Origin of the sequence: Mesorhizobium sp. M7A.F.Ca.CA.001.04.2.1 (genome assembly GCF_003998485.1) — a bacterium.
GTDB lineage: Bacteria > Pseudomonadota > Alphaproteobacteria > Rhizobiales > Rhizobiaceae > Mesorhizobium > Mesorhizobium ciceri.
The window spans coordinates 83,216-104,955 of sequence record NZ_RZQT01000006.1; the positions used below are offsets into that span (position 1 = coordinate 83,216).

At 63.6% G+C, this 21,740-nt stretch carries 19 protein-coding genes; 10 read left to right on the plus strand and 9 right to left on the minus strand.

Going from position 1 to position 21,740, the window contains the following annotated elements; all coding sequences use genetic code 11:
* Positions 1-107: 107 nt before the first annotated feature.
* Positions 108-1,688: an iron ABC transporter permease gene (locus tag EN955_RS03780; RefSeq protein WP_024503777.1), complete on the plus strand. Its 1,581-nt coding sequence runs from the start codon at positions 108-110 to the stop codon at positions 1,686-1,688.
* Positions 1,685-2,767, plus strand: coding sequence for an ABC transporter ATP-binding protein (locus EN955_RS03785; protein WP_013529417.1), 1,083 nt, complete (start codon positions 1,685-1,687; stop codon positions 2,765-2,767). Before EN955_RS03780 ends, EN955_RS03785 begins: the two co-directional genes overlap by 4 nt.
* A gap of 36 nt (positions 2,768-2,803) precedes the next feature.
* Here EN955_RS03785 and EN955_RS03790 read toward each other — a convergent pair whose 3' ends face one another.
* The 4 genes from EN955_RS03790 to ugpB form a co-directional block, all read right to left on the minus strand.
* Complete coding sequence (locus tag EN955_RS03790) at positions 2,804-3,865, minus strand: sn-glycerol-3-phosphate import ATP-binding protein UgpC (RefSeq protein ID WP_024503776.1); 1,062 nt, start codon at positions 3,863-3,865, stop codon at positions 2,804-2,806.
* Between the two features lie 7 nt (positions 3,866-3,872).
* A complete protein-coding gene (gene ugpE, locus EN955_RS03795; RefSeq protein WP_024503775.1) occupies positions 3,873-4,721 on the minus strand; it encodes a sn-glycerol-3-phosphate ABC transporter permease UgpE in 849 nt (282 codons plus the stop codon).
* 9 nt (positions 4,722-4,730) lie between these two features.
* On the minus strand, positions 4,731-5,651 hold the full coding sequence (gene ugpA / locus EN955_RS03800; RefSeq protein ID WP_050580468.1) for a sn-glycerol-3-phosphate ABC transporter permease UgpA: 921 nt from the start codon (positions 5,649-5,651) through the stop codon (positions 4,731-4,733).
* Positions 5,652-5,808: 157 nt separating this feature from the next.
* Positions 5,809-7,119, minus strand: a complete 1,311-nt coding sequence (gene ugpB / locus EN955_RS03805; protein WP_024503773.1) for a sn-glycerol-3-phosphate ABC transporter substrate-binding protein UgpB — start codon at positions 7,117-7,119, stop codon at positions 5,809-5,811.
* 361 nt (positions 7,120-7,480) lie between these two features.
* On the opposite strand from ugpB, the gene EN955_RS03810 reads away from it, so the two are divergent.
* Positions 7,481-9,913 (plus strand): EAL domain-containing protein, encoded by a 2,433-nt coding sequence (locus tag EN955_RS03810; RefSeq protein WP_024503772.1) that lies wholly within the window; start codon positions 7,481-7,483, stop codon positions 9,911-9,913.
* A 1-nt stretch (position 9,914) separates the two neighbouring features.
* Here EN955_RS03810 and EN955_RS03815 read toward each other — a convergent pair whose 3' ends face one another.
* Positions 9,915-10,604 (minus strand): TlpA disulfide reductase family protein, encoded by a 690-nt coding sequence (locus EN955_RS03815; RefSeq protein WP_032899295.1) that lies wholly within the window; start codon positions 10,602-10,604, stop codon positions 9,915-9,917.
* A gap of 34 nt (positions 10,605-10,638) precedes the next feature.
* Between EN955_RS03815 and argH the strand changes: the two genes are divergently transcribed.
* The 6 genes from argH (at position 10,639) to EN955_RS03845 (ending at position 18,020) form a co-directional block, all read left to right on the plus strand.
* A complete protein-coding gene (argH, locus tag EN955_RS03820; RefSeq protein WP_032899293.1) occupies positions 10,639-12,039 on the plus strand; it encodes an argininosuccinate lyase in 1,401 nt (466 codons plus the stop codon).
* 151 nt (positions 12,040-12,190) lie between these two features.
* Positions 12,191-12,397, plus strand: coding sequence for a lipoprotein (locus EN955_RS03825; RefSeq protein WP_013529409.1), 207 nt, complete (start codon positions 12,191-12,193; stop codon positions 12,395-12,397).
* Between the two features lie 62 nt (positions 12,398-12,459).
* Positions 12,460-13,728 carry a diaminopimelate decarboxylase gene (gene lysA, locus EN955_RS03830; RefSeq protein WP_013529408.1) on the plus strand — a complete coding sequence of 423 codons (1,269 nt, stop codon included), beginning with the start codon at positions 12,460-12,462 and terminating at the stop codon, positions 13,726-13,728.
* A 39-nt stretch (positions 13,729-13,767) separates the two neighbouring features.
* A complete protein-coding gene (locus EN955_RS03835) occupies positions 13,768-14,709 on the plus strand; it encodes a threonine/serine dehydratase (RefSeq protein WP_024503770.1) in 942 nt (313 codons plus the stop codon).
* Between the two features lie 238 nt (positions 14,710-14,947).
* Positions 14,948-17,536, plus strand: a complete 2,589-nt coding sequence (locus EN955_RS03840; RefSeq protein WP_024503769.1) for a TIGR02302 family protein — start codon at positions 14,948-14,950, stop codon at positions 17,534-17,536.
* Between the two features lie 112 nt (positions 17,537-17,648).
* The gene (locus EN955_RS03845) at positions 17,649-18,020 is read left to right on the plus strand and encodes a glyoxalase superfamily protein (protein WP_024503768.1); all 372 of its coding nucleotides are present in this window, start codon (positions 17,649-17,651) and stop codon (positions 18,018-18,020) included.
* Here EN955_RS03845 and EN955_RS03850 read toward each other — a convergent pair.
* On the minus strand, positions 17,999-18,880 hold the full coding sequence (locus EN955_RS03850) for a LysR family transcriptional regulator (RefSeq protein ID WP_024503767.1): 882 nt from the start codon (positions 18,878-18,880) through the stop codon (positions 17,999-18,001). The genes EN955_RS03845 and EN955_RS03850 overlap by 22 nt on opposite strands.
* Before the next feature lie 222 nt (positions 18,881-19,102).
* Between EN955_RS03850 and EN955_RS03855 the strand changes: the two genes are divergently transcribed.
* Positions 19,103-20,050 carry a DMT family transporter gene (locus EN955_RS03855; protein WP_024503766.1) on the plus strand — a complete coding sequence of 316 codons (948 nt, stop codon included), beginning with the start codon at positions 19,103-19,105 and terminating at the stop codon, positions 20,048-20,050.
* Here the strand turns inward: EN955_RS03855 and EN955_RS03860 are convergent, their stop codons facing one another.
* From EN955_RS03860 to EN955_RS03870, 3 genes are all read right to left on the minus strand, one after another.
* On the minus strand, positions 20,051-20,422 hold the full coding sequence (locus tag EN955_RS03860) for a response regulator (RefSeq protein WP_024503765.1): 372 nt from the start codon (positions 20,420-20,422) through the stop codon (positions 20,051-20,053).
* Positions 20,423-20,496: 74 nt separating this feature from the next.
* Positions 20,497-21,039, minus strand: a complete 543-nt coding sequence (gene hpt, locus EN955_RS03865; protein WP_024503764.1) for a hypoxanthine phosphoribosyltransferase — start codon at positions 21,037-21,039, stop codon at positions 20,497-20,499.
* Positions 21,040-21,221: 182 nt separating this feature from the next.
* A partial coding sequence (locus EN955_RS03870; RefSeq protein ID WP_127223396.1) for a hypothetical protein occupies positions 21,222-21,740 on the minus strand: 519 nt, incomplete at its 5' end.

Sequence of the window (21,740 nt, forward strand, 5' to 3'; positions counted from 1 at the left end):
TTGTTTTTCGAGATGGCATTCGTCGATGACGACACGCTGTGTTCCCGACCGCGATCGCGGTCCTTCAATTGCTGCCGCTGGACGGCAACGGCACGGCGTCTGACCTGATGCAGTCAGCGGTCGATCTCGCGCATTCGGGCCTGCCTTCGGGCACAGGCCGAAGGGCTCGGCGACGCGCACCGCTTTGGCTGGTCCTCGCCGCCATCTTCGTTGCGCTGCTGGCGCTGGTGCCGCTTGCCTTCATCATCTGGATCGCGGTGCAGACCGGCTGGGAAACAGTCTCGGCACTGGTCTTCCGGCCGCGTGTCGGCGAGCTTCTGGTCAACACTGTCCTGCTGGTCGCGCTCTCGGTGCCGATCACCATCGTGCTGTCGGTTTCGCTGGCCTGGTTGACCGAGCGCAGCGACCTGCCGGGCGCCCGGCTCTGGGCCTGGCTGTGCGTGGCGCCGCTCGCCATCCCGGCTTTTGTGCACAGCTATGCCTGGGTCACCATGGTGCCGGGACTGCACGGCCTGTGGGCCGGCGTGCTGGTTTCCGTGATCGCCTATTTCCCGTTCCTGTATCTGCCGGTGTCGGCGGCGTTGCGCCGTCTCGATCCCGCCCTGGAAGACGCCGCCGCCGCACTCGGCCTTGGGCCCCGGCGCGTGTTCTGGCGGGTCGTGCTGCCGCAATTGCGGCTCGCCATCTGCGGCGGCTCGCTGCTGGTCGGCCTGCATCTGCTGGCCGAGTACGGCCTCTATGTCTTCATCCGCTTCGACACCTTCACCACGGCGATCGTCGACCAGTTCCAGTCGACCTTCAATGGACCGGCCGCCAACATGCTGGCCGGCGTGCTGGTCAGCTGCTGCTTCGTGCTGCTCGGCCTCGAAGTGCTGGTGCGCGGCGAGGAGCGCTATGCCCGTGTCGGCTCCGGCGCGGCGCGCCATCAGCAACGCACAAGCCTCGGACGCGCCACCCTGCCTAGCCTGCTCTTGCTTGTCGTCATCACGCTTTTGGCGCTCGGCGTGCCGTTCGTCACCATTGGCGGCTGGCTTGCCGCCGGCGGCTCCGCTGTCTGGCGCTTGGACGAGATCGGCCTGGCGCTTGGCCAGACGCTGTTCCTGGCGCTCGCCGGCGCGTTGCTCGCCACCGTCGCCGCCATGCCGATGGCCTGGATCTCGATCCGCGCGCCGGGGCCATTGCAGCGTCTTCTGGAGGGCTGCAACTACATCGTCGGCTCGCTGCCCGGGGTCGTCATCGCACTGGCGCTGGTCACTATCACCGTACGCATCGCGCTGCCGCTCTACCAGACCTTGTTCACCATCCTGGTTGCCTATGCGCTGATGTTCCTGCCGCGCGCGCTGGTCAGCCTGCGGGCATCGATCGCGCAGGCGCCGGTCGAGCTCGAACGCGCCGCTTCCAGCCTCGGCCGGCCGCCGCTGCAGGCGCTGTGGTCGACGACGATCCGCCTGTCGGCGCCGGGTGCCGCGGCCGGCATGGCCCTGGTGGCGCTCGGCATCATGAACGAACTGACCGCCACCCAGATGCTGGCACCGAACGGCACCCGCACGCTGGCGATGGCTTTCTGGTCCTACAGTGGCGAGATTGATTATGCCTCGGCGGCACCCTACGCCTTCATCATGGTGGCGATGTCGCTGCCCTTGACCTGGCTGCTCTATGTCCAGTCGAAACGGATGGCCGGACGATGAGCTTTCTCGAAATCAGCGGCCTGCACAAGCAATACGGTCCCGTGGCGGCTCTTGCCGGCGTCGACCTCAGCGTCGCCAGCGGCAGCCGCACGGCGATCGTCGGCCCTTCCGGTTGCGGAAAGACGACCCTGCTGCGGCTGATTGCCGGCTTCGAGGCTCCGGACCAGGGCCACATCACGCTCGACGGTGCCATATTGGCCAACGGCGGCGCTGCGGTGCCGGCATATCGCCGAGGCATCGGTGTGGTGGCGCAGGATGGTGCCCTGTTTCCGCATCTGACCATTGGCGACAATATCGGTTTCGGCATGGGCCGCGGCGAGGACAAGCGCGCTGAGCGCATCGTCGAGCTCGCCTATATCGTCGGGCTCGACAAGGCGATCCTCAAACGCCGCCCGCACGAGCTTTCCGGCGGCCAGCAGCAGCGTGTGGCGCTGGCCCGGGCCATGGCGATGAAGCCCAGGCTGATGCTTCTCGACGAGCCGTTCTCGGCGCTCGATACCGGCCTGCGCGCCTCGATGCGCAAGGCGGTGGCCGAACTTCTGGAGGCCGCCGGCATCACCACCATCCTGGTGACGCACGACCAGGCCGAAGCGCTGTCCTTCGCCAGCCAGGTCGCGGTGATGCGCGACGGCAAGTTCTCGCAAATCGGCACGCCGCGCGAGCTCTATCTCAAGCCGAAGGACAGGATGATCGCCGAATTCCTCGGCGACGCCATCATCCTGCCGGCCAAGATATCAAATGGCTTCGCCAACTCGCCGCTCGGCCGCATCGCGGTCGACACCCATGACAGCCGCGATATCGCCCGCATCATGCTTCGCCCGGAGCAGATCGCGCTGAAGAGAACGTCGCGCGAGGGTATGTCCGGCACCTCGGACATGCTGTTCGGCGAGGTGACGGAATCCGAATTCGCCGGCTCGATGTGCACGGTCGCGGTGCGGCTCTTGAACAATGCCGATCCGCCCGATGCGGCAGCGATCGGCAACACGCCGCTGGTCCTGCGCAAACCGGGCATGGACGCGCCGGCGGTCGGCGAGATCGTCCGGCTGACTGTATCGGGAAAGGCGCATGTCTTCGCCTGAACGCCGCGTGGGTGGAGCGTAGGCATATCTTTCTGATTAGCCGACGCGCTTTCCGGCCTGATCGAACCAGTGCAGCTTTTCTGCCTTGGCAACCACGCGCAATTGGTTGCCAACCGTGGCGGTAGCGCGACCCGCGACCCGCACGACGATCCTGCTGCCACCTGCAGCACAGTGAAGGAAACTTTCGGCGCCTACCGGTTCGACTGCCTCGACCAGCGCCGGCAGGATGAGCGCGCCGGACGGTGCCTCGGACCCGAAGGTGACGTCGGCATCCTCGGGGCGGAAGCCGAGCGTGACGGCGTTCGCAGGCGCAAATTCAATCGTCTTGCCATCAGCCAGCGCCGGACCAGCCGGGCCTTGCGAAAGGGGCAGGAGATTCATCGGCGGCGCGCCAATGAAGGAAGCGACGAAGGTCGAGGCCGGCCTTTCGTAGACGTCGAGCGGCGCCCCCATTTGCTCGACCAGTCCGGCATTCATGACGACGAGGATGTCGGCCAACGTCATCGCCTCGAGCTGGTCATGTGTGACATAGACCGACGTGACGCCAAGCGAGCGCTGCAGGTTCTTTATCTCGACGCGCATCTGGCCACGCAATTTGGCATCGAGATTGGAAAGCGGCTCGTCGAACAGGAAAACTCTCGGATTGCGCACAATGGCACGACCCATGGCGACACGCTGGCGCTGGCCGCCGGAAAGCTCGCGCGGGCGGCGGTCGAGCAGCGCCGAAAGTTCCAGTATTTTCGCCGTCGCGCGGACCCGGCTGTCGATCTCATCTTTCGGCGTGCCGCGGTTGCGCAGCCCATAGGCCATGTTGTCGTAGACTTTCATATGCGGATAGAGCGCGTAGTTCTGGAACACCATGGCGATGTCACGCTCGGTCGGACCGGTTGAGTTTACGATCTTGCCGTCGATCGCAACTGTTCCCGAGGAGATGGTTTCAAGCCCGGCGATCATTCTGAGCAGCGTGGACTTGCCGCAACCCGACGGGCCGACCAGCACGCAAAGCTCCTTGTCGGGAACCGCGATTGAAACGCCCTTCACGGCCTCGAAACCGCTGGGGTAGACCTTCTTCACATCCTTCAGATCGACGGTCGCCATCAGCTTCTCACTTTTCGGAATCGACCAGGCCGCGAACGAACCAGCGTTGCATCAGCACCACGACCAGGATCGGCGGCACGATGGCCAGCATCGCTGTAACCATGACCAGGTGCCATTGCGTATCGGCATCGGCGAAGGAGACCATCTTTCTGAGCGCGATGACGATCGTGTTCATGTTGCTGCTGTTGGTGACGAGCAACGGCCACAGATACTGTGTCCAGCCATAAATAAAGAGGATGACGAACAGCGCCGCGATATTTGTCCGCGACAGCGGCAACAGGATATCGAAGAAGAAGCGCCACGGCCCCGCACCATCGACCCGCGCCGCCTCAACCAATTCGCCAGGAATCGTCATGAAGAACTGGCGGAACAGCAGCGTGGCGGTGGCCGAGGCGATCAGCGGGATGATCAGGCCCGCATAAGTGTCGATCATGCCGAGATCGACCATCACCTTGTAGGTTGGCAGGATGCGCACCTCGACGGGGAGCATCAGGGTGATGAAGATCAGCCAGAAGAAGGTCATGCGCAGCGGAAAGCGGAAGAACACGATCGCATAGGCAGACAGGATCGAGATGAATATCTTTCCCACCGCGATGCCGAGCGCCATGATCGTCGTGTTGAGCAGCAGCCTGCCGACGCTGACGCCGCCGATGCGGCCGACACCGCCGAACAATGCCTCGCTGTAATTGTTCCAGAGCTGATCGCCGGGCAGGAGCGGCAATGGCGGCCTGAGGATCGTTTGCAGCGTCTGCGTCGAGGCAACGAATGTGTAGTAGATCGGGAAGGCGACGATCAATATGCCGAGAATCAGCACGGCGTGGGCGATGACGGTGCGGAGCGGTGACTGGCCGATCATCGCTCGCCCTCAGCCGTAATGGACTTTGCGTTCCACATAGCGGAACTGGATGGCGGTGAGCGAGATGACGATGATCATCAGGATGACCGACTGCGCCGCCGAGTCACCGAGGATCAGATTGACGAAGCCGTCATTGTAGACCTTGTAGACCAGCGTCTCAGTCGTCTTGCCCGGACCGCCCCCGGTGACGGCATGGACGATGCCGAACGTGTCGAACAGGGCATAGACGGTGTTGACGACCAGCAGGAAGAAGGTCGTCGGCGCAAGCAGCGGGAAGACGATGGTCCAGAATCGCTTGGTCTCGCCGGCGCCGTCCATGGCCGCGGCCTCGATCAAGGCTTTCGGCACCGCCTGCAGGCCGGCGACGAAGAACAGGAAATTGTAGCTTATCTGCTTCCAGGCAGCGGCGGACACCAGCAGGATCATGGCGTGGGTGCCATTGAGCAGTGGATCCCAGGCGATGCCGAAACTCCTCAGCATGTAGGCCAGCGACCCGATCGAAGGGTTGAAGAGGAACAGCCACAGCATACCGGCAATCGCCGGCGCCACCGCGTAGGGCCAGATCAAGAGCGTGCGGTAGAGACCTTTGCCGCGCACCACCTTCTCTGCCATGACCGCCAGCAGGAGCGCCACGCACATGGCGACGATAGCGGTCGCAAGGGAAAACACCACCGTGACCTTGATCGAGTTCAGGTAGGCCGGATCGGCAAGCACTTTCCTGAAATTGGCGAACCAGACGAACTTGGTCCTCAGCCCGAACGGATCCTGCCTGAGCATGGATTGGTAGAACGCCTGACCGGCCGGCCAGTAGAAAAAAACGAGCGTGATGGCCAGTTGCGGCGCCACAAGCAGGTAGGGAAGGACCTTGTTGGGGAACACGACGCGAGGGGTCACGGAGCCACTCCGAGGTGATGAGGCGGGGGGCACCATGCGGCACCCCTCTCCGCCAAGATGGCTTTGATGAGCGTTTCGGACTGGGCATCATCGACCATTGGCGAAATCGCAAAGGACGGCAAAACTCCCCTCACGAGGGGAGATGCCCGGCGGGACAGGTGGGTGCGCCGTAGAGCAAGGACCTGCGCTCGCTCTAATTCCCCAGCGCTTCCTTGATCGCGGCATTGCCACGCGTAACCGCATTGTCGAGCGCCTGCTGCGCGGTCTGCTGGCCGGCGAGCATCTTCTCGAACTCCTCGTTCTGGATATCGCGCACCTGCGGCAGATTCGGCAGACGTACGCCCTTGGAATTGTCGGTCGGCGTCTTACCCGTCATCTGCAGGATCGGGGTCTCGCGGCCGACATTCTTGTCATAGAAACCGGACTTCTTGGTCGCTTCATAAGCCGCCAGCGTTACCGGCAGATAACCCGACTTCTGGTGCAGGTATTCTTGCACCTCGGTCTTCGACAGGTAGGCGATGAAGGCCGCGACGCCCTTGTATTCCTCATCGGATTTGTCCGCGAAAACCCACAGGCTGGCGCCACCCGGCGTCGTGTTCTGCGGCGCACCCTTGGCGTCGCTGTCATACGGCAATTGGCCAATGCCGTAATTCATGCCGGACTTGACGATATCGCCAAGTCCGCCGGACGATTCGGTCATGATCCCGCATTCGCCCGCAAGGAAGATCTGCTTGGCTTCGGAGGTGCGGCCGCCATATTTGAAGGTGCCGTCCTTGGCGAGGTCCGCCAGCGCCTGGAAATGGTTGACGAAAATCGGCGCGTTGATCTTGAGCTCGACATCGCCGCCGGCCAGACCGTTCTGCTGGGTGGCCCATGACACGTCATTCCAGGCCGCGAAATTCTCCAGATGTATCCAGGTCAGCCAGGTCGAGGTGTAGCCGCAGGCGGCCGCGCCGCTCGCCTTGATCTTCTTGGCGTCTTCCCACACTTCATTCCAGGTCTTGGGTGGGCTATCGACGTCGAGACCAGCCTTCTTGAAGATATCCTTGTTGTAATAAAGGATCGGCGAGGAGGAGTTGTAGGGGAAGGAGAGCATGGTGCCGTCCGGCTTCGAATAATAGCCGACTATGCCTGGCAGATACTGGCTCTTGTCGAAGGTCATTCCAGCGCTGGTCAACACATCGGCTGCGGGCTTGATGGCACCTTCGGCCGCCATCATCACGCCGGTGCCGACGTCGAACACTTGGATGATGTCTGGCGCCTGGCCCGCGCGGTAGGCGGCAATGCCGGCATTCAGCGTCTCGGGATACGTGCCTTTGAACACCGGAACGAGCTCATAGTCGCTCTGGCTGGCATTGAAATCTTTGGAGATCTTGTCGACGACTTCGGCATTGGCGCCAGTCATGGCGTGCCACCAACTGATCTGCGTGACGGCAAAAGCGGAGGTTGAGGAAAGCGTCATAAAGGTAGCGGCAACACCGGCCGCGAAGCCGAAGGACTTCATGTTTCATCTCCCGTTTGTCATTGGCGAAAGGGGGCACTCCCGCGAAGGCAATATGTGTCGCTCATGACAATCAGACAACGGTTTTGTTGCAGATCGACGAACTTCACCCTTTACCTGACGCAACGCTCGCCTCCGCTTGGAGGCATGGAGAGCGATACGGTTAGCCGGCTTAGCGCGACGACAAGCGCGCCAGGAAGCACCGTCGGGACTGTCAAGCTGGCTTTCGGCGTGTCAGCCCTGATTGCAGCCGCAGCAACCCGAAGAGACACGCCAAGGTTGCAGCCGACTTTATCGATCCCTCAACGGCAACGCGCTACTCAATCCTGCTGCCCTGTTTATTTCCAAAGATCAGGTGAAATAAATGCTGACGGTCTACAATTGTATCGTCAACGAACATGATCTGAGACTGGTCGCACTCGCTGCGCTGATCTGCGGAATTTCCTGCTTCTCTGCTGTCAACCTGCTTCAGCACATAAGCCGTTCCACAGATCGGAACCGGCTTGCCTGGCTGATGATCGCGGCCACTTCGACCGGCTTTGGCATCTGGGCAACGCACTTCATCGCCATGCTCGCATTCACACCGGGCATACCCAGTGCTTATGATCCGGCACTCTCCGTGCTTTCGCTCGCTGCTTCGGTCACTTTGACGGCAGCCGGCATGTGGATCGCCACCTTGCGGGATGAGTTCGACTATCATCTCGTCGGCGGCGCCGTGCTGGGCGGCGGTATCGCAGCCATGCACTACATCGGCATGGCGGCGTTCGAGGTTCAGGGCCGTATCGAGTGGAACCTGTTGCTTGTCGCCGTTTCCCTGCTGGCCGGCGTAACGCTCGCGGCGCTGGCGCTGCGTGTCGTGCAGCGCCGCCCCTCCTTGAAGGCGACATCCGGCGGCGCGGTGCTGCTGACGCTGGCGATCTGCACCCTGCATTTCATCGGTATGGGTGCCGTCTCGATCTTCCCCGATCCCTCGATCGTCATATCCGAATACACGATCGAGCCGACCTCGCAGGCTTTCGCGGCCGCCGCCGCCACACTGGTGATCCTGGTTCTGTCGGCATCGGCGCTGTGGATCGATTTGCGCTTCCGTCGCCAGAAGCTCGAGGTCGACCGCATGCACGGCCTGGCCAATGCCGCTGTGGAGGGGCTGATCGTCTGCGACGGCAACCGCATCATCAGTGCCAATGACAGCATTGCGGCACTGACGGGCATAGCAACAGCGACCCTGAACGGAATGCAGCTTGGCGATCTCTTCGGATCCGATATGTCGGGCTTCGGCGAACAGCCGCAGGAGGCCGAATTGAGCGGTCGCGATGGCACGAGCATTCCTGTCGAGCTGATCGCCAGGAGCATCGACTACTGTGGCAAACCGCACAACGTGGTCGCGGTCCGCGACATTCGCGAGCGCAAGAAGGCGGAACAGGAGATCCTGCGGCTTGCCCATTTCGATCCCTTGACCGGACTGGCCAATCGCCGCAGCTTTTCCGGCCGGCTGGAGACGGAAATCGCTACGATGGTCCGGACCAGGAAAGGCGGCCAGCTTGCGCTTCTGCTGCTTGATCTCGACCGGTTCAAGGAGGTCAACGACCTGTATGGGCACGGCGCAGGCGACGCCATGCTGCAGAAGGTTGCGCAGTGCGCGACCGGTATCCTTCTTCCAGGGCAGATGGTGGCGCGGCTGGGCGGCGATGAGTTCGCCATCATCGCGCCGAACCTGGCCGACCCGTTGGAGGCGGGCCGTATCGCCAACGCCGTGCTGACAGCCATGCGCGAGGAAAACCGGCTCTCGGTCGGCGGCGGCCTTGTGTCGGCAAGCATCGGCATTGCGCTGTATCCGTCGGATGCCGAAAACCAGGCCAGCCTGATAAGCCACGCCGATACGGCACTCTACCGGGCCAAGACCGAAGGCAAGGACACTTACCGTTATTTCGAAGCATCGATGGGGGCCGAGGCCCGCGACAAGCGCGTCATGGAGCACGAACTGCGCCAGGCGGTCGCACGCCAGGAGTTCTATCTCGTCTACCAGCCGCAGAAAGAGATCAGCAGCGGAAAGATGGTCGGCTTCGAAGCGTTGGTCCGCTGGCGGCATCCGACGCGCGGCGACGTGTCGCCGGCCATATTCATCCCGGTGGCCGAAGACAGCGGCGCCATTGGCCAGATTGGCGAATGGGTGCTGACGGCTGCCTGCGAGGAAGCCGCCCGCTGGGAAAATCCGCTGACAGTGGCCGTCAACGTTTCGGCGGTGCAGCTCCACAACACGAATTTCAGCCGCAAGGTCCACGAAACATTGCTGAATTCCGGCCTGGCGCCCGGCAGGCTCGAGCTTGAGATCACCGAGACGGCGCTTGTCAAGGACATGCCGCGGGCGCTGGCCACCTTGCGGCAGGTCAAGGCGCTGGGCGTGCGCGTGGCCATGGACGATTTTGGAACCGGCTATTCCTCGCTCTCCAACCTCCGCGCCTTCCCCTTCGACAAGATCAAGATCGATGGCTCCTTCATCAAGTCGGTCGACAAGAACGGCCAGGTCGCGGCGATCGTGCGCGCCGTCCTGGGACTTGGACGCGGTCTCGGCCTGCCGGTTCTGGCGGAGGGGGTCGAGACGCTCGGCGAACTGAAATTCCTGGACGCCGAAGCCTGCGAGATCGGCCAGGGCTATTATATCGGCAGGCCAGCTCTCATCGAAGAATTCGGCGATCTGACCGGTGTCGTCGCACCCGCTGTCGGCAGCAAACCCGCTACCTTGCGCGACAGAAGCGTTCTGGCCTTCGCACCGGCACCTGCGCTAGCCACACGCTAGACTAGAGGCTCTCGGGCTTGAGTGCCGTCTCGACCAGCCGCCTGGCGTCCGGCCCCGACCATTCGGCCGGGCCGTTCATATGGGCGATCAGGCAGCCCTCGCCGTCGACCAGCATGGTGACAGGAAGGCCTAGCGCCAGGCCGCGCTTCTTGAGGTCGTTGAACAGCGCCATCGTCGAATCCCGGTAATAGCCAAGCGTCGCGACGCCGGTATCGCTGAGGAACTTCTTCGGCTTCACATCGTCGCCGGCATCGACATTGACGGCGATCACTTGAAAGGCGTCGCTGCCCTTTTCCTTCTGCAGCGCATCGAGCGCCGGCATTTCGGCACGGCACGGCGCGCACCATGTCGCCCACAGATTGAGCAGCACCGTCTTGCCGGCATGATCGGCAAGCGTCATCGGCTTGCCGTCCGGACCGTTGAAGGCAAGGCTCTTCAGGGATTGTGGCGGATCGGCGGGCAAAAGTGCCGCGACCTCACCGATGGCCGAAGCCGCGACCTTCTTGGCGCGGTCGCTCTTGGCCGCGCAGGCCACGTCGTCCTTGCTCTCACCCACGGCAGCTTGTGCCGGTGCATTGTTGCCAGACCGGCTCTCGCTGACATATACCGCGACCGCGCCCGCCAGCGCGCCCGCCACCAAGGCGGCGAGGATCAGGCGCGGGGCCGGGAAGAATCTACTACCGTCTGCCATTTCTCAAAACTGCTCCGAAGCACGGGTTATAGCCATGAGCGACAAGAAAACCAGCAACCAGATGTGGGGCGGACGTTTTGCCTCGGGTCCGGCCGCCATCATGGAAGCGATCAACGCGTCTATCTCCTTCGACCGCAAACTCTATGCGCAGGACATCAAAGGCTCGATCGCCCATAGCGAGATGCTGGCGCAAACGGGCATTATTTCGGCGGCCGATCAAGAAAAAATCGCTGACGGGCTGAACACGATCCTGAGAGAGATCGAGGCCGGCAGCTTCGAGTTCTCGACGCGGCTCGAAGACATCCACATGAACATCGAGGCGCGCCTTGCCGATCTGATCGGCCCGGCGGCCGGCCGCCTGCACACCGCCCGCTCGCGCAACGACCAGGTCGCGGTCGATTTGCGGCTCTGGGTCAAGGACGAGTGCTTTCGCGTCGCCGAGGCGTTGAAGGGGTTGATTGAGGCGTTGCTGGAGCGGGCCGAGGAGCATGCGGCGACCGTGATGCCGGGCTTCACCCATATGCAGGCGGCCCAGCCGGTGACCTTCGGCCATCACTGCATGGCCTATGTCGAGATGTTTTCGCGCGACCTGTCGCGTGTCCGGGATGCGATCGAACGCATGGACGAAAGCCCGCTCGGTGCCGCCGCACTTGCCGGCACCAGCTTCCCGATCGACCGCCACCGGACCGCCAAGGGGCTCGGCTTCCGCGAGCCGATGCGCAATTCGCTCGACAGCGTCTCGGATCGCGATTTCGCGCTCGAGTTCCTTGCCATGGCCGCGATCTGCGCCACGCATCTGTCGCGGCTGGCCGAAGAGATCATCATCTGGTCGACGCCGCAATTCGGCTTCGTCAGGCTGTCGGACTCGTTTTCCACCGGCTCGTCGATCATGCCGCAGAAGAAGAATCCCGATGCCGCCGAACTGGTGCGCGGCAAGACCGGCCGCGTCACCGGCCATCTGGTCGGCCTGCTGACGGTGATGAAGGGCATGCCTTTGACCTATGGCAAGGACATGCAGGAAGATAAGGAATCGGTATTCGACGCCGCCGAGACGCTCGACCTGATGCTGGCGGCGATGACCGGCATGGTCTCGGACATGACGGTCAACGCAGCCGCGATGAAGAAGGCCGCCGGCTCCGGCCACGCGACAGCAACCGACCTTGCCGACTGGCTGGTGCGCACGCTCGGCCTGCCGTTCCGAGAGGCGCATCATGTCACCGGCCGGGCGGTGGCGCTGGCCGAAGACAAGAAGGTGGGGCTGGAGAAGCTTTCGCTGGAGGATTTGCAGTCGATCGATCCCGGCATCACGGCCGACATATTCTCAGTGCTGGCGGTGCAGAACTCGGTCAAGAGCCGCACCAGTTTCGGCGGCACCGCGCCGTCGGAAGTGAGGAAGCAGATCCGCGCCTGGAAAAAGCGACTGGCGAAAGCGTAATGCCGGATGTTGCGCCAGCAATATCCCGGACATGCGACCAGCAATATCCGGACGTTGCGCCAGATATTGCGACGAGCAATATCTCGGGGTGCAATGCGCCGAGAACTCGGCTAAAAGCGGCGGCTGACAAACGTTTCGGACGGATGGATCGATGACCGGAAGCAGGATTTTGGTGACGCTGACGCTGCTGGTGGCGATCGCGGCCGTCTCGGCCTGCGGCAGGAGGGGCGGTCTCGACACGCCCTATGAGGCGGCCGTGCAGGCGCGCAAGGATGCCTCGAAGGCCCATCAGCCCGTGCCGCCGGAGCCGGAAAAACCGGTCAAGGACAAGAAGTTCATCCTCGACCCGCTGATCTAGGCCGACGAGAGCGGGGCCTTCCAACCCGATCTCATCTTGCCGCAACTTCCGGAATCACTCCCGTGAACCATTTCGACTACCGCGACGGCGTGCTCCATGCCGAGGACGTGGCGATACCAGATATCGCCGCACAGGTCGGCACGCCATTCTACTGCTACTCGACGGCCACCCTGACCAGGCACTACCGGGTGTTTGCCCAGTCCTTTGCCGGGCTCGACACGCTGGTCTGCTACGCCATGAAGGCCAATTCCAACCAGGCCGTCCTGCGGACGCTGGCGAAGCTCGGCGCCGGCGCCGACGTGGTTTCGGAAGGTGAATTGCGCCGGGCGCTGGCCGCCGGCATTCCGGCCGGCAAGATCCTGTTTTCGGGCGTCGGCAAGACTGCGCGCGAAATGGACTTTGCCCTTGCCGCCGGCATTCTCTGCTTCAACGTCGAGTCCGAGCCTGAACTTGAGCTGTTGTCGGCGCGAGCCGTTGCCCTTGGCAAGGTGGCGCCGATCTCGCTGCGCATCAATCCCGATGTCGACGCCAGGACCCACAAGAAGATCTCCACCGGCAAGGCCGAGAACAAATTCGGCATCCCGTGGCAGCGGGCGCGGCAGGTCTATGCCCGCGCGGCAACGCTTCCCGGCATCAGGATCACCGGCATCGACACCCATATCGGCAGCCAGATCACCGAGCTGCAGCCCTTCGACGACGCCTTCGCCCTGCTTGTCGATCTGGTCGGCGCGCTGCGGGCGGACGGCCATGCCATCGAGCATATCGACCTCGGCGGCGGCCTCGGCATCCCCTATCGCGTCGACAACAACCCGCCGCCGCTGCCCGATGCCTATGCCCAGATCGTCAGGAAGCATGTCACCAAGCTCGGGCTGAAGGTAATGTTCGAGCCGGGCCGGCTGATCGTAGGCAATGCCGGTATCCTCGTCTCGGAAGTGATCTTCGTAAAGGAAGGCGACGCCAAGAACTTCCTCGTCGTCGACGCCGCCATGAACGATCTCATCCGGCCGACGCTCTACGATGCCTTCCACGATATCCGTCCGGTCGTGCAGCCGCCGGCGGACACGCCGCGCATGATGGTCGACGTCGTCGGCCCGGTCTGCGAGACCGGCGATTATATCGGCCTGGACCGCGATCTGCCCAGGCTGAAGGCCGGCGACCTGATTGCCGTCTCCACCGCGGGCGCCTATGGCGCGGTGCAGGCCGGTACCTACAACACCCGCTTGCTGGTTCCGGAAGTGCTGGTCGACGGCGACCGGTTCCACGTCGTGCGCCCACGCCTGACCTATGACGACCTGATCGGGCTGGATTCCGTGCCCGACTGGCTTGCATAGAAGCGCCGGAAACACACCGACCCGTCACAGGGAGCAATCATGACGAACGGCATCACCGTCACACGCGAGCGCATTGCCGCGATGGAACCGCGCATCCGCCCCTATATCAGGCACACGCCGGTGCTGCGCGTCGACATGGCCGACTTCGATCGGCCGCCGCTGGCCGTCGACCTGAAGCTCGAATGCCTGCAGCATTCCGGCTCGTTCAAGGCGCGCGGCGCCTTCACCAACCTGCTGGAGCGTGCGGTCCCAAAGGCCGGTGTCGTCGCAGCATCGGGCGGCAACCATGGCGCGGCCGTCGCCTATGCCGCCATGCGGCTTGGCCACAAGGCGACCATCTTCGTTCCCGAAGTGAGCCCGGCGGCCAAGCTGGAACGGATCCGCTCCTATGGCGCCGAGCTGATCGTCGGCGGCGCCCGCTATGCCGAAGCGCTGGCCGCCAGCGAACGGTTCGCCGAGGAGACCGGCGCCTTGCAGATTCACGCCTTCAACCAGGAGGAAACGTTGGTCGGCCAGGGCACGCTTGGGCTCGAAATCGAGGCCGATTTGCCTCGGATCGACACGCTGCTGGTCGCTGTCGGCGGCGGCGGCCTGATCGGCGGCATCGCTGCCTGGTTCGCCGGCCGCATCCGTATCATCGCCGTCGAGCCGGAAGGAGCGCCGACGCTGCATCGCGCCTTCGAGGCCGGGCACCCCGTCGACGCGCCGGCCGAGGGCATCGCCGCCGATTCACTGGCGCCAAAGCGCGTCGGCGAAATGATGTTCCCGATCGCCGAGGCCTATGTCGAACGCTCGATCCTGGTCGGCGACGACGACATCGTCGCCGCGCAGAAGGCGCTGTGGAACCGAACCCGCATCATCTCCGAGCCGGGAGGTGCGGCCGCCTTTGCCGCGATCCTGTCGGGCCGCTATGCGCCGGCGCAGGGCGAACGGCTCGCCGTGCTGGTCTGCGGGGCGAATGCGGACCCCGCTACCTTCTAAAGGGCCTGCTGCCTTCTAAAGGGTATGCAGGATGGAACTATAACGGTCCATTTCACGTTTTTTCGAACTGCCTCGCCTTTGCCGTGTTTGCTGGTATTCTTTGAGTCGTGAGGCGTCGGGCTATCTGCCCGCTCCACAGCATGATCCCGAAACATGGAATCCCTTTCGGAACAGATCATGCTCAAAGGGATAGGGCCGCATCCCGGTTTCGGGATGCCATAGGCTCAAGGAAGGGCCGATGACGCAACGACCCACCTTCAGCAGCGATCGCGGCCTCGCCGGGCGGCTGGCTTTGAGCAGGCTGGCCACGCGGGTCTCGATGGTGGTCGAGCGCGGCTGGCCGTTGCTGCTTCCCCTGGTCATCGTTGCCAGCCTGTTCCTCAGCATCTCCTGGCTCGGGCTATTCTCCCGGCTGCCGGATATGACGCGCATCGGCCTGGTCGCTGCCTTTGCCATAGCAGCACTGGCCGCGCTTTATCCCCTGCGTTTCTTCCGCCTGCCGGGCGCCGGCGAAATCGACCGCCGCATCGAGGCAGCCAATCAACTGTTGCACAGCCCGGTGCTGGTGCAGACCGACCGGCCAAGCGGCCGGGAAAGCAGCTTCTCGCAGGCGCTATGGCGCGAACACCAGAAGCGCATGGCCGGAAAGCTCGACAACGTTGGCGCCGACCTGCCGCGCACGCGCGTGCCGGAGCGCGACCCTTGGGCCCTGCGCGCGGTAGCGGCACTTTTGCTCGTTACCGCCTTCGCCTTCTCCTTCGGGCCGACGGGCGGCAGGATCAGCGACGGCTTCAATGCCCATGGCGCGCGCGATATCGTGCCGCCGCGCATCGACGCCTGGGTGACGCCGCCGTCCTACACCGGCAAGCCGCCGATCTTCCTGACCGCCGACGCCAACCAGGCCATCCCGACCTTTACGGTTCCCGAAGGCAGTGACGTTTCGCTGCGCGTGACGGGCGGCTCAGGCGAGGAAACGCTCGGCTACGCCGACAAGAATAGCAATTCCCGCGCCATCGACCCGGCTGCGCCGCAGGCCGCCGCCAAGCCGGCTGCAAGCCCGGCTACGCCGTCCAAGGTGCGCCAGTTCACCAGCAAGCTGACCGGCGACGGCACGCTGACGCTGACGTCGGGCGAGGACCAGCTCGGCCGCTGGGCCTTCGCGGTCGTACCGGACAAGCCGCCGCAGATCCGCTTCGTCGGCGAGCCCAAGCGCGCCGCCAACGGCGCCTTCGAGCTCAACTACCAGATCGACGACGACTATGGCGCCGCCACCGCCAAGGCGGTGTTCGCGCTTGCCGATCCGCAGGCGCCGAATGCGCGTCCACTGTACGGTGCACCTGAAATGCCGCTGACGCTGCCGCGCCGCGGCGGCAAGTCGAACGCCGCCAGGACCTCGAAGGACCTGACCGAGCATGTCTGGGCCGGCAGCGGCATCAAGCTGACGCTGGTCGCCACCGACGATGCCGGGCACACCGCATCGAGCGAAACCAAGACGCTGCTGATGCCGGAGCGGCCTTTCGCCAATCCGCTGGCACGCGCCGTGATCGAACAGCGCCGCCTGCTGGCGCTCGACGCCAACGCCAAGCCGCGCGTGCTCGACCTGATGGACGCCATCACGCTGCGGCCGGAAGACACGTTCGACAACATGTCCCACTACCTCGCCATCATGAGCGCCCGCACCCGGCTGAAGATGGCCGACAGCGACGATCAATTGCGCAGCGAGGTCTCCTATCTCTGGGAAATCGCGCTCGGCATCGAGGAAGGCAATCTTTCGGCCGCCGAAAAGCGGCTGCGCCAGGCGCAACAGGCGCTGCAGGACGCCATCAAGAATGGCGCCAGCGACGCTGAAATCGAAAAGGCGATGAAGGAACTGCGCGAGGCGATGAACCAGTTCCTGCAGGAATTCGCGGAGCGCGCCAAGCAAAATCCCAACGCCCCGCAGATGCAGCAGAATGGCCAGGAACTGCGCCAGAGCGACATCGATCGCATGATGGACCAGATCGAGAACCTGGCGAAGTCCGGTGATCGCGACAAGGCCCAGCAATTGCTGTCGCAACTGCAGGACATGATGAACAATCTGCAGGCCGGCCGTCAGCAGCAAGGCGGCCAGCAGGACAGCGAGATGCGCCAGCAGATGGACAAGCTGGGCGAGATCCTGCGCCGTCAGCAGGAGATGATGAACGACACCTTCCGCATGGATCAGATGCAGCGCGGCGAGCGCCAGCGCGGGCAGAACCGTGACGAGCAGCTCGGCGAAGGCGGCCAGGATGAGGACAGACCCGGCGTCGGCGAAGACCGCGATCCGCTAGCCCGGCAAAAGCCGATGACGCCCCAGGAATTCGCCGATGCGCTGAAACAGCTGCAGCAGGGTCAGGGCCAGTTGCAGAGCGACCTCGAACAGCTGAAGAAGGGCCTTGAAGGCATGGGTATGGAGCCCAATGAAGGATTTGGCGAGGCCGGCAAGTCCATGGGCAATGCCGAACAGGCACTCGGCGAGGGCGAAGGCGATGCGGCCGTCGGCCATCAGGGCCGGGCGCTGGAAGCGCTGCGCAAGGGCGCCAAGGACATGATGAAGCAGATGCAGGCCATGCAGGGCGACCAGGGTGGCGGCGAGGAAGGCGGCCGCCAGCAGAACGCCGATCGCGATCCGCTCGGCCGGCCGCGCGCCAGCCAGGGTCCCGATTTCGGCGATTCGGTGAAGGTGCCCGACGAGATCGACGTCCAGCGCGCCCGCCAGATTCTGGAAGCGATCCGCAAGCGGCTCGGCAATGCGCTCAGCCCTGACATCGAACGCAGCTATCTGGAACGGCTGCTCGAGCTGAAATAGAGCAATTCCAGGAAATGTGTGAAGCGGTTTTCCGTCCGGAATTGCGAAAAAACAAGGGGATCGCCGCCCCCGTCCATCCCACCTGAAAACCCTCTCGCACGGTTGCACCACCATGCCCAGACTTGGCGCCGTCACACCCATCCTGCGCATCTTCGACATTGCCAAGGCGCGTGAATTCTATGTCGGCTTCCTCGACTTCAAGGTGCAGTGGGAACATCGCTTCGCCGACGAGGCGCCGCTCTACATGGCGATCGGCCGCGACGGCTGCGTCCTGCATCTCAGCGAACATCATGGCGACGGTGCACCCGGCATCGCCGTGCGCATCGAGGTCGAGGACATCACGGCTCTTCATGGCGAGCTGATCGGCAAGAACTACCGCTTCGCCAGGCCAGGCGTGGAAGAGACGCCTTGGAAGACCCGCGAAGTATCGGTCGCCGATCCGTTCGGCAACAGGCTGCATTTCTACGAGGATGCCGCCGGCTGACTGAGCCTGTTGACGAAGGCTTCGCGGATCGCATCCTGCATGCCGTCGATCGCCTCGCCTGACGCGTTCGGGTTGCGGTGCATCACCACGTTCGAGGAATCGATGGCGCCGAATCCGTCCGCCGTGGTCAGTTCACGACAGCCGTCCGGAATGTTGCTGCGCGAGATCGGCGCGATCGCCAGTCCGGAGGTGACGGCGAGCTTGAGGCCGCCGGTGGTGTCGCTGGTATAGGCGACACGATAGGCAAGATCGCGCTGCTCCAACGACTTGATGGCGAAGTCCTTGCACCAGCCGGCCCGGTTGTAGAGCGCGATCGGCACCGGCTGTTCCTCATGCATGTGATGCAGCGACGATGTCACCCACACGGTCGGGTCGTGCATCAGCACTTCGCCGCCGGCGGGATCCTGCCATTCGAACACCACGCACAGATCGAGCTCGCCGGCAGCGAGCGCCGCCATCTGTGCCCCGGAATGGGCATAGCGCACGGTGACCTCGACCTGCGTATGACGCTTCGAGAAAGCGCCGAGCGCGCGCGACAGGATGGCGTGGCCATATTCCTCCGGAATGCCGATGCGCACCGGCCCGCCAAGCGGCGCTGCCGCCATCGATGCCGACGTCTCGTCGAGCAGCGAGACGATGCGGCGGGCGTTGACGATGAGTTCGCCGCCGCGCCGCGTCAACGCGACGCCGCGCGAACCGCGCTCGAACAGGCTGGCGCCGATCAGATCTTCGAGCTTCTTCATCTGCATCGACACCGCGGATTGGGTGCGGCCGGCCTGCTCCGCCGCCTTGGTGAAATTGCCGGTCTCGGCAATCGCCACGAAGGTGCGCAGGAGGTCGCTGTCGAGGGTCGGCCGCATGAAATCCGTCATAAGAGAATTTGATTGCTGGCATCATTCCAATTCGTTTGCAACATGTCAAACGGCGGATGATAGTCGCCTCACCCATTGGATATGCGGCTGCGAAATCAGCCGCGGACCAATCAAGAGTCCTCACTCGTGCCCGCTGCCCGAAACGGTGGCGGGTTCTTTTTACCCCGCAGGCGGCAGCTTCGGATCGTACGCGCAGGAGCCTGGATGCAGATGCAAAATCGGATGGTGGGCGGCATCCTGAGCCTGTGCCTCGGCGTGCTGGTCTTTTCGCTGCAGGATCCGCTCGTCAAAGCCGTGTCGAGCGGTTATCCAGTGACCGAGGTGATGGCGATCCGCTCGATCGTCGCTCTGCCGATCCTGATCGTTCTGGTGCATGCCGATGTCGGCTTGCGGGCGATCCTGTCGAAGCGATTCGGCATGCTGACGGTGCGCGCCTTCATCCAGTTCACCTCCTATACGATGTACTACCTGGCCATCGCCGCCTTGCCGCTTGCCGATGCGGTGGCGCTTTATTTCATGGCGCCGCTGTTCATCATGGTGCTGGCCGGGCCCTACCTTGGCGAGCGCGTCTCCTGGCAGACACTGGCAACCGTGCTGATCGGCTTGTTCGGCGTCCTCGTGATGCTGCGCCCCGGCGCAGGGCTGTTCGACTGGGCAGCGCTGCTGTCGCTGGGCTCGGCGGCGCTCTATGGTTTTTCGCAGCTGATGGCCCGCAAGATCGGCGACACCGAATCGTCCACCGTGATGGCCTTCTATCAGAACGGCGCCTATCTGGTTGGCGCCGCCGTGGTTGCCGGCGCGTTTCACCTTGCCGGCATAACCCACGCCGTCCACCCCAGCCTGGAATTCCTGGTACGGCCATGGCTTTGGCCGACGCTGCCGGATTTTCTCAAGATGGCCGCCTGCGGCTTCGTCGCCTCCGCCGGCATGATCCTGCTGTCGCAGGCTTACCGGATGGCGCCGGCCAACCGCGTTGCCACCTTCGAATATACCGGCATCCTGTGGTCGCCGCTGTGGGGTTTCCTGTTCTTCGCCGAGGTGCCGCGGTCGACGACCGTGATCGGTGCCGCCTTGATCATCGGCGCCGGCCTGCTGGCGCTCAGCACCGAACGGCGCAAGAGTACTCCACCTGTGCTCGCTGCTGCCGACCCAGCCTGATCAGGCGAAGCAGATCAGCGCCCGTTCGACACGCGAGCGGATTTCAGCCAGCGTGAAGGGCTTCTGCACGACATCGAGGATGATGCCGTTCAATTCCTCGGCGCGCTCGCGCTGGTCGGCATAGCCGGTCATCAGCACGATCTTGATGGCGGGAAACAATGCTGCCGCCGCTATCGCCATCTCGATGCCGTCCATCTCCGGCATGCGGATATCGGAGACGACGAGATCATAGCCGCCACGCGCGGCCTGGATCAGCGCAAGCCCCTGCGCGCCATCCGCCGCGATATCGATTGTGTGCCCGGCGCGTTCAAGCGCGCGGGCGGCCAGGGTGCGGACGGACTCATCGTCCTCGACGATCAGAAGCTTTGCCATGGCCGGCATATTTGGCCGCCAAAAGTTGACTTTTCCTGAAAGCGCTGAGGATCAGCAAACCTTTTTGATGCCGCTCAGGCATCCCCTTTGACGACACCGACAAAGGGCAACTCGCGAAAGGCATGGGCTACATCCATGCCGTAGCCGACGACGAAATAGTCGGGGCAGTCGAAGCCGACATAATCGGCATTGAGTTCGGTCTGGCGGCGCATGCGCTTGTCGAGCAGCACGGCGATCGAACAGCTCTTGGCGCCCCGCGACAGCATCAGCTCCCGGGTGAAGGTCAGCGTCTTGCCCGATTCGAGAATGTCGTCGATCAGCAGCACGTCCCGGCCAGCGACCTCATTGTCGATGTCGCGCAGCACCCTCACCTCGCCGCTGCTGGTGCCGGCGCCATAGCTGGAGATGAAGATGAATTCGACCTCCGGCGACAGGCCGACATCGTGCATGGCGCGGATGAGATCTGCGGCGAAGATGAACGACCCCTTCAGCACCGAGATCACCAGGAGGTCATGGTAGTCGTGTCCGGCAATCTCCTTGGCGAGTTCGAGATTGCGCCGCGCGATCGCCGATGCAGAAAACAGGACTTCGATGTCCTTGCCGCGTACAATTGGCATTTTTCGCCCCGCTGATTTTCTTGCCTAAACGCGTTCACGCCCAGCATGTGTTGAGATTCAGGTCAGGCTGAGTCGAAAACGGTGGTTTCCGAGAACCGGAGCGGAGCGTACTGAAGTACGTGAGCACCGGAAGCGCAGGAAACCGCCGTTTGCGGCCAGTCTCACCTGAATATCAGCACACGCTATTCGGCGAAGGTGACCGATACAGTTCTTACACCGTTTCTAGGCACGTCGAGCCGGCTGGCAAAGCCGAATCTTTCGCCAGAGGCCAGCGAACGGCCGGATGTCCCCAACGTATAGCGGGTGATGTGCCCGTCATTGCCGGTCACCCGGATTTCAAGCGGCGGCAGCTGCGCCGGTTTGGCGCCGTCATTGGCGGCCTCGCCATCGACGAACAGCGCAGGGTTCGGTCCGGAAGCATCGACGCGTGACGTGACGCCCGAAATGCTGAGCGCCGACGCTTGCGCGCTGGACAGGAACGGCACCTGGCGCACCAGCGCGTGCCCGCCGGAAACCCAGAAGGCGGCCAAGGCAGCGCCGATGCCGGCGATCCAGAAGATCGGCCCGCCGCGCGAGGCTGGCGGCCGCTCCGGCGGGGCTTCGGGCTTGCGCAGCATGTCCATGCCTTCGATAGATGGCATGACGATCGCACGCGGCAGCGGCGAAACGCTTTCCACGGCAGGTGCAGGGCGCGGCATCAC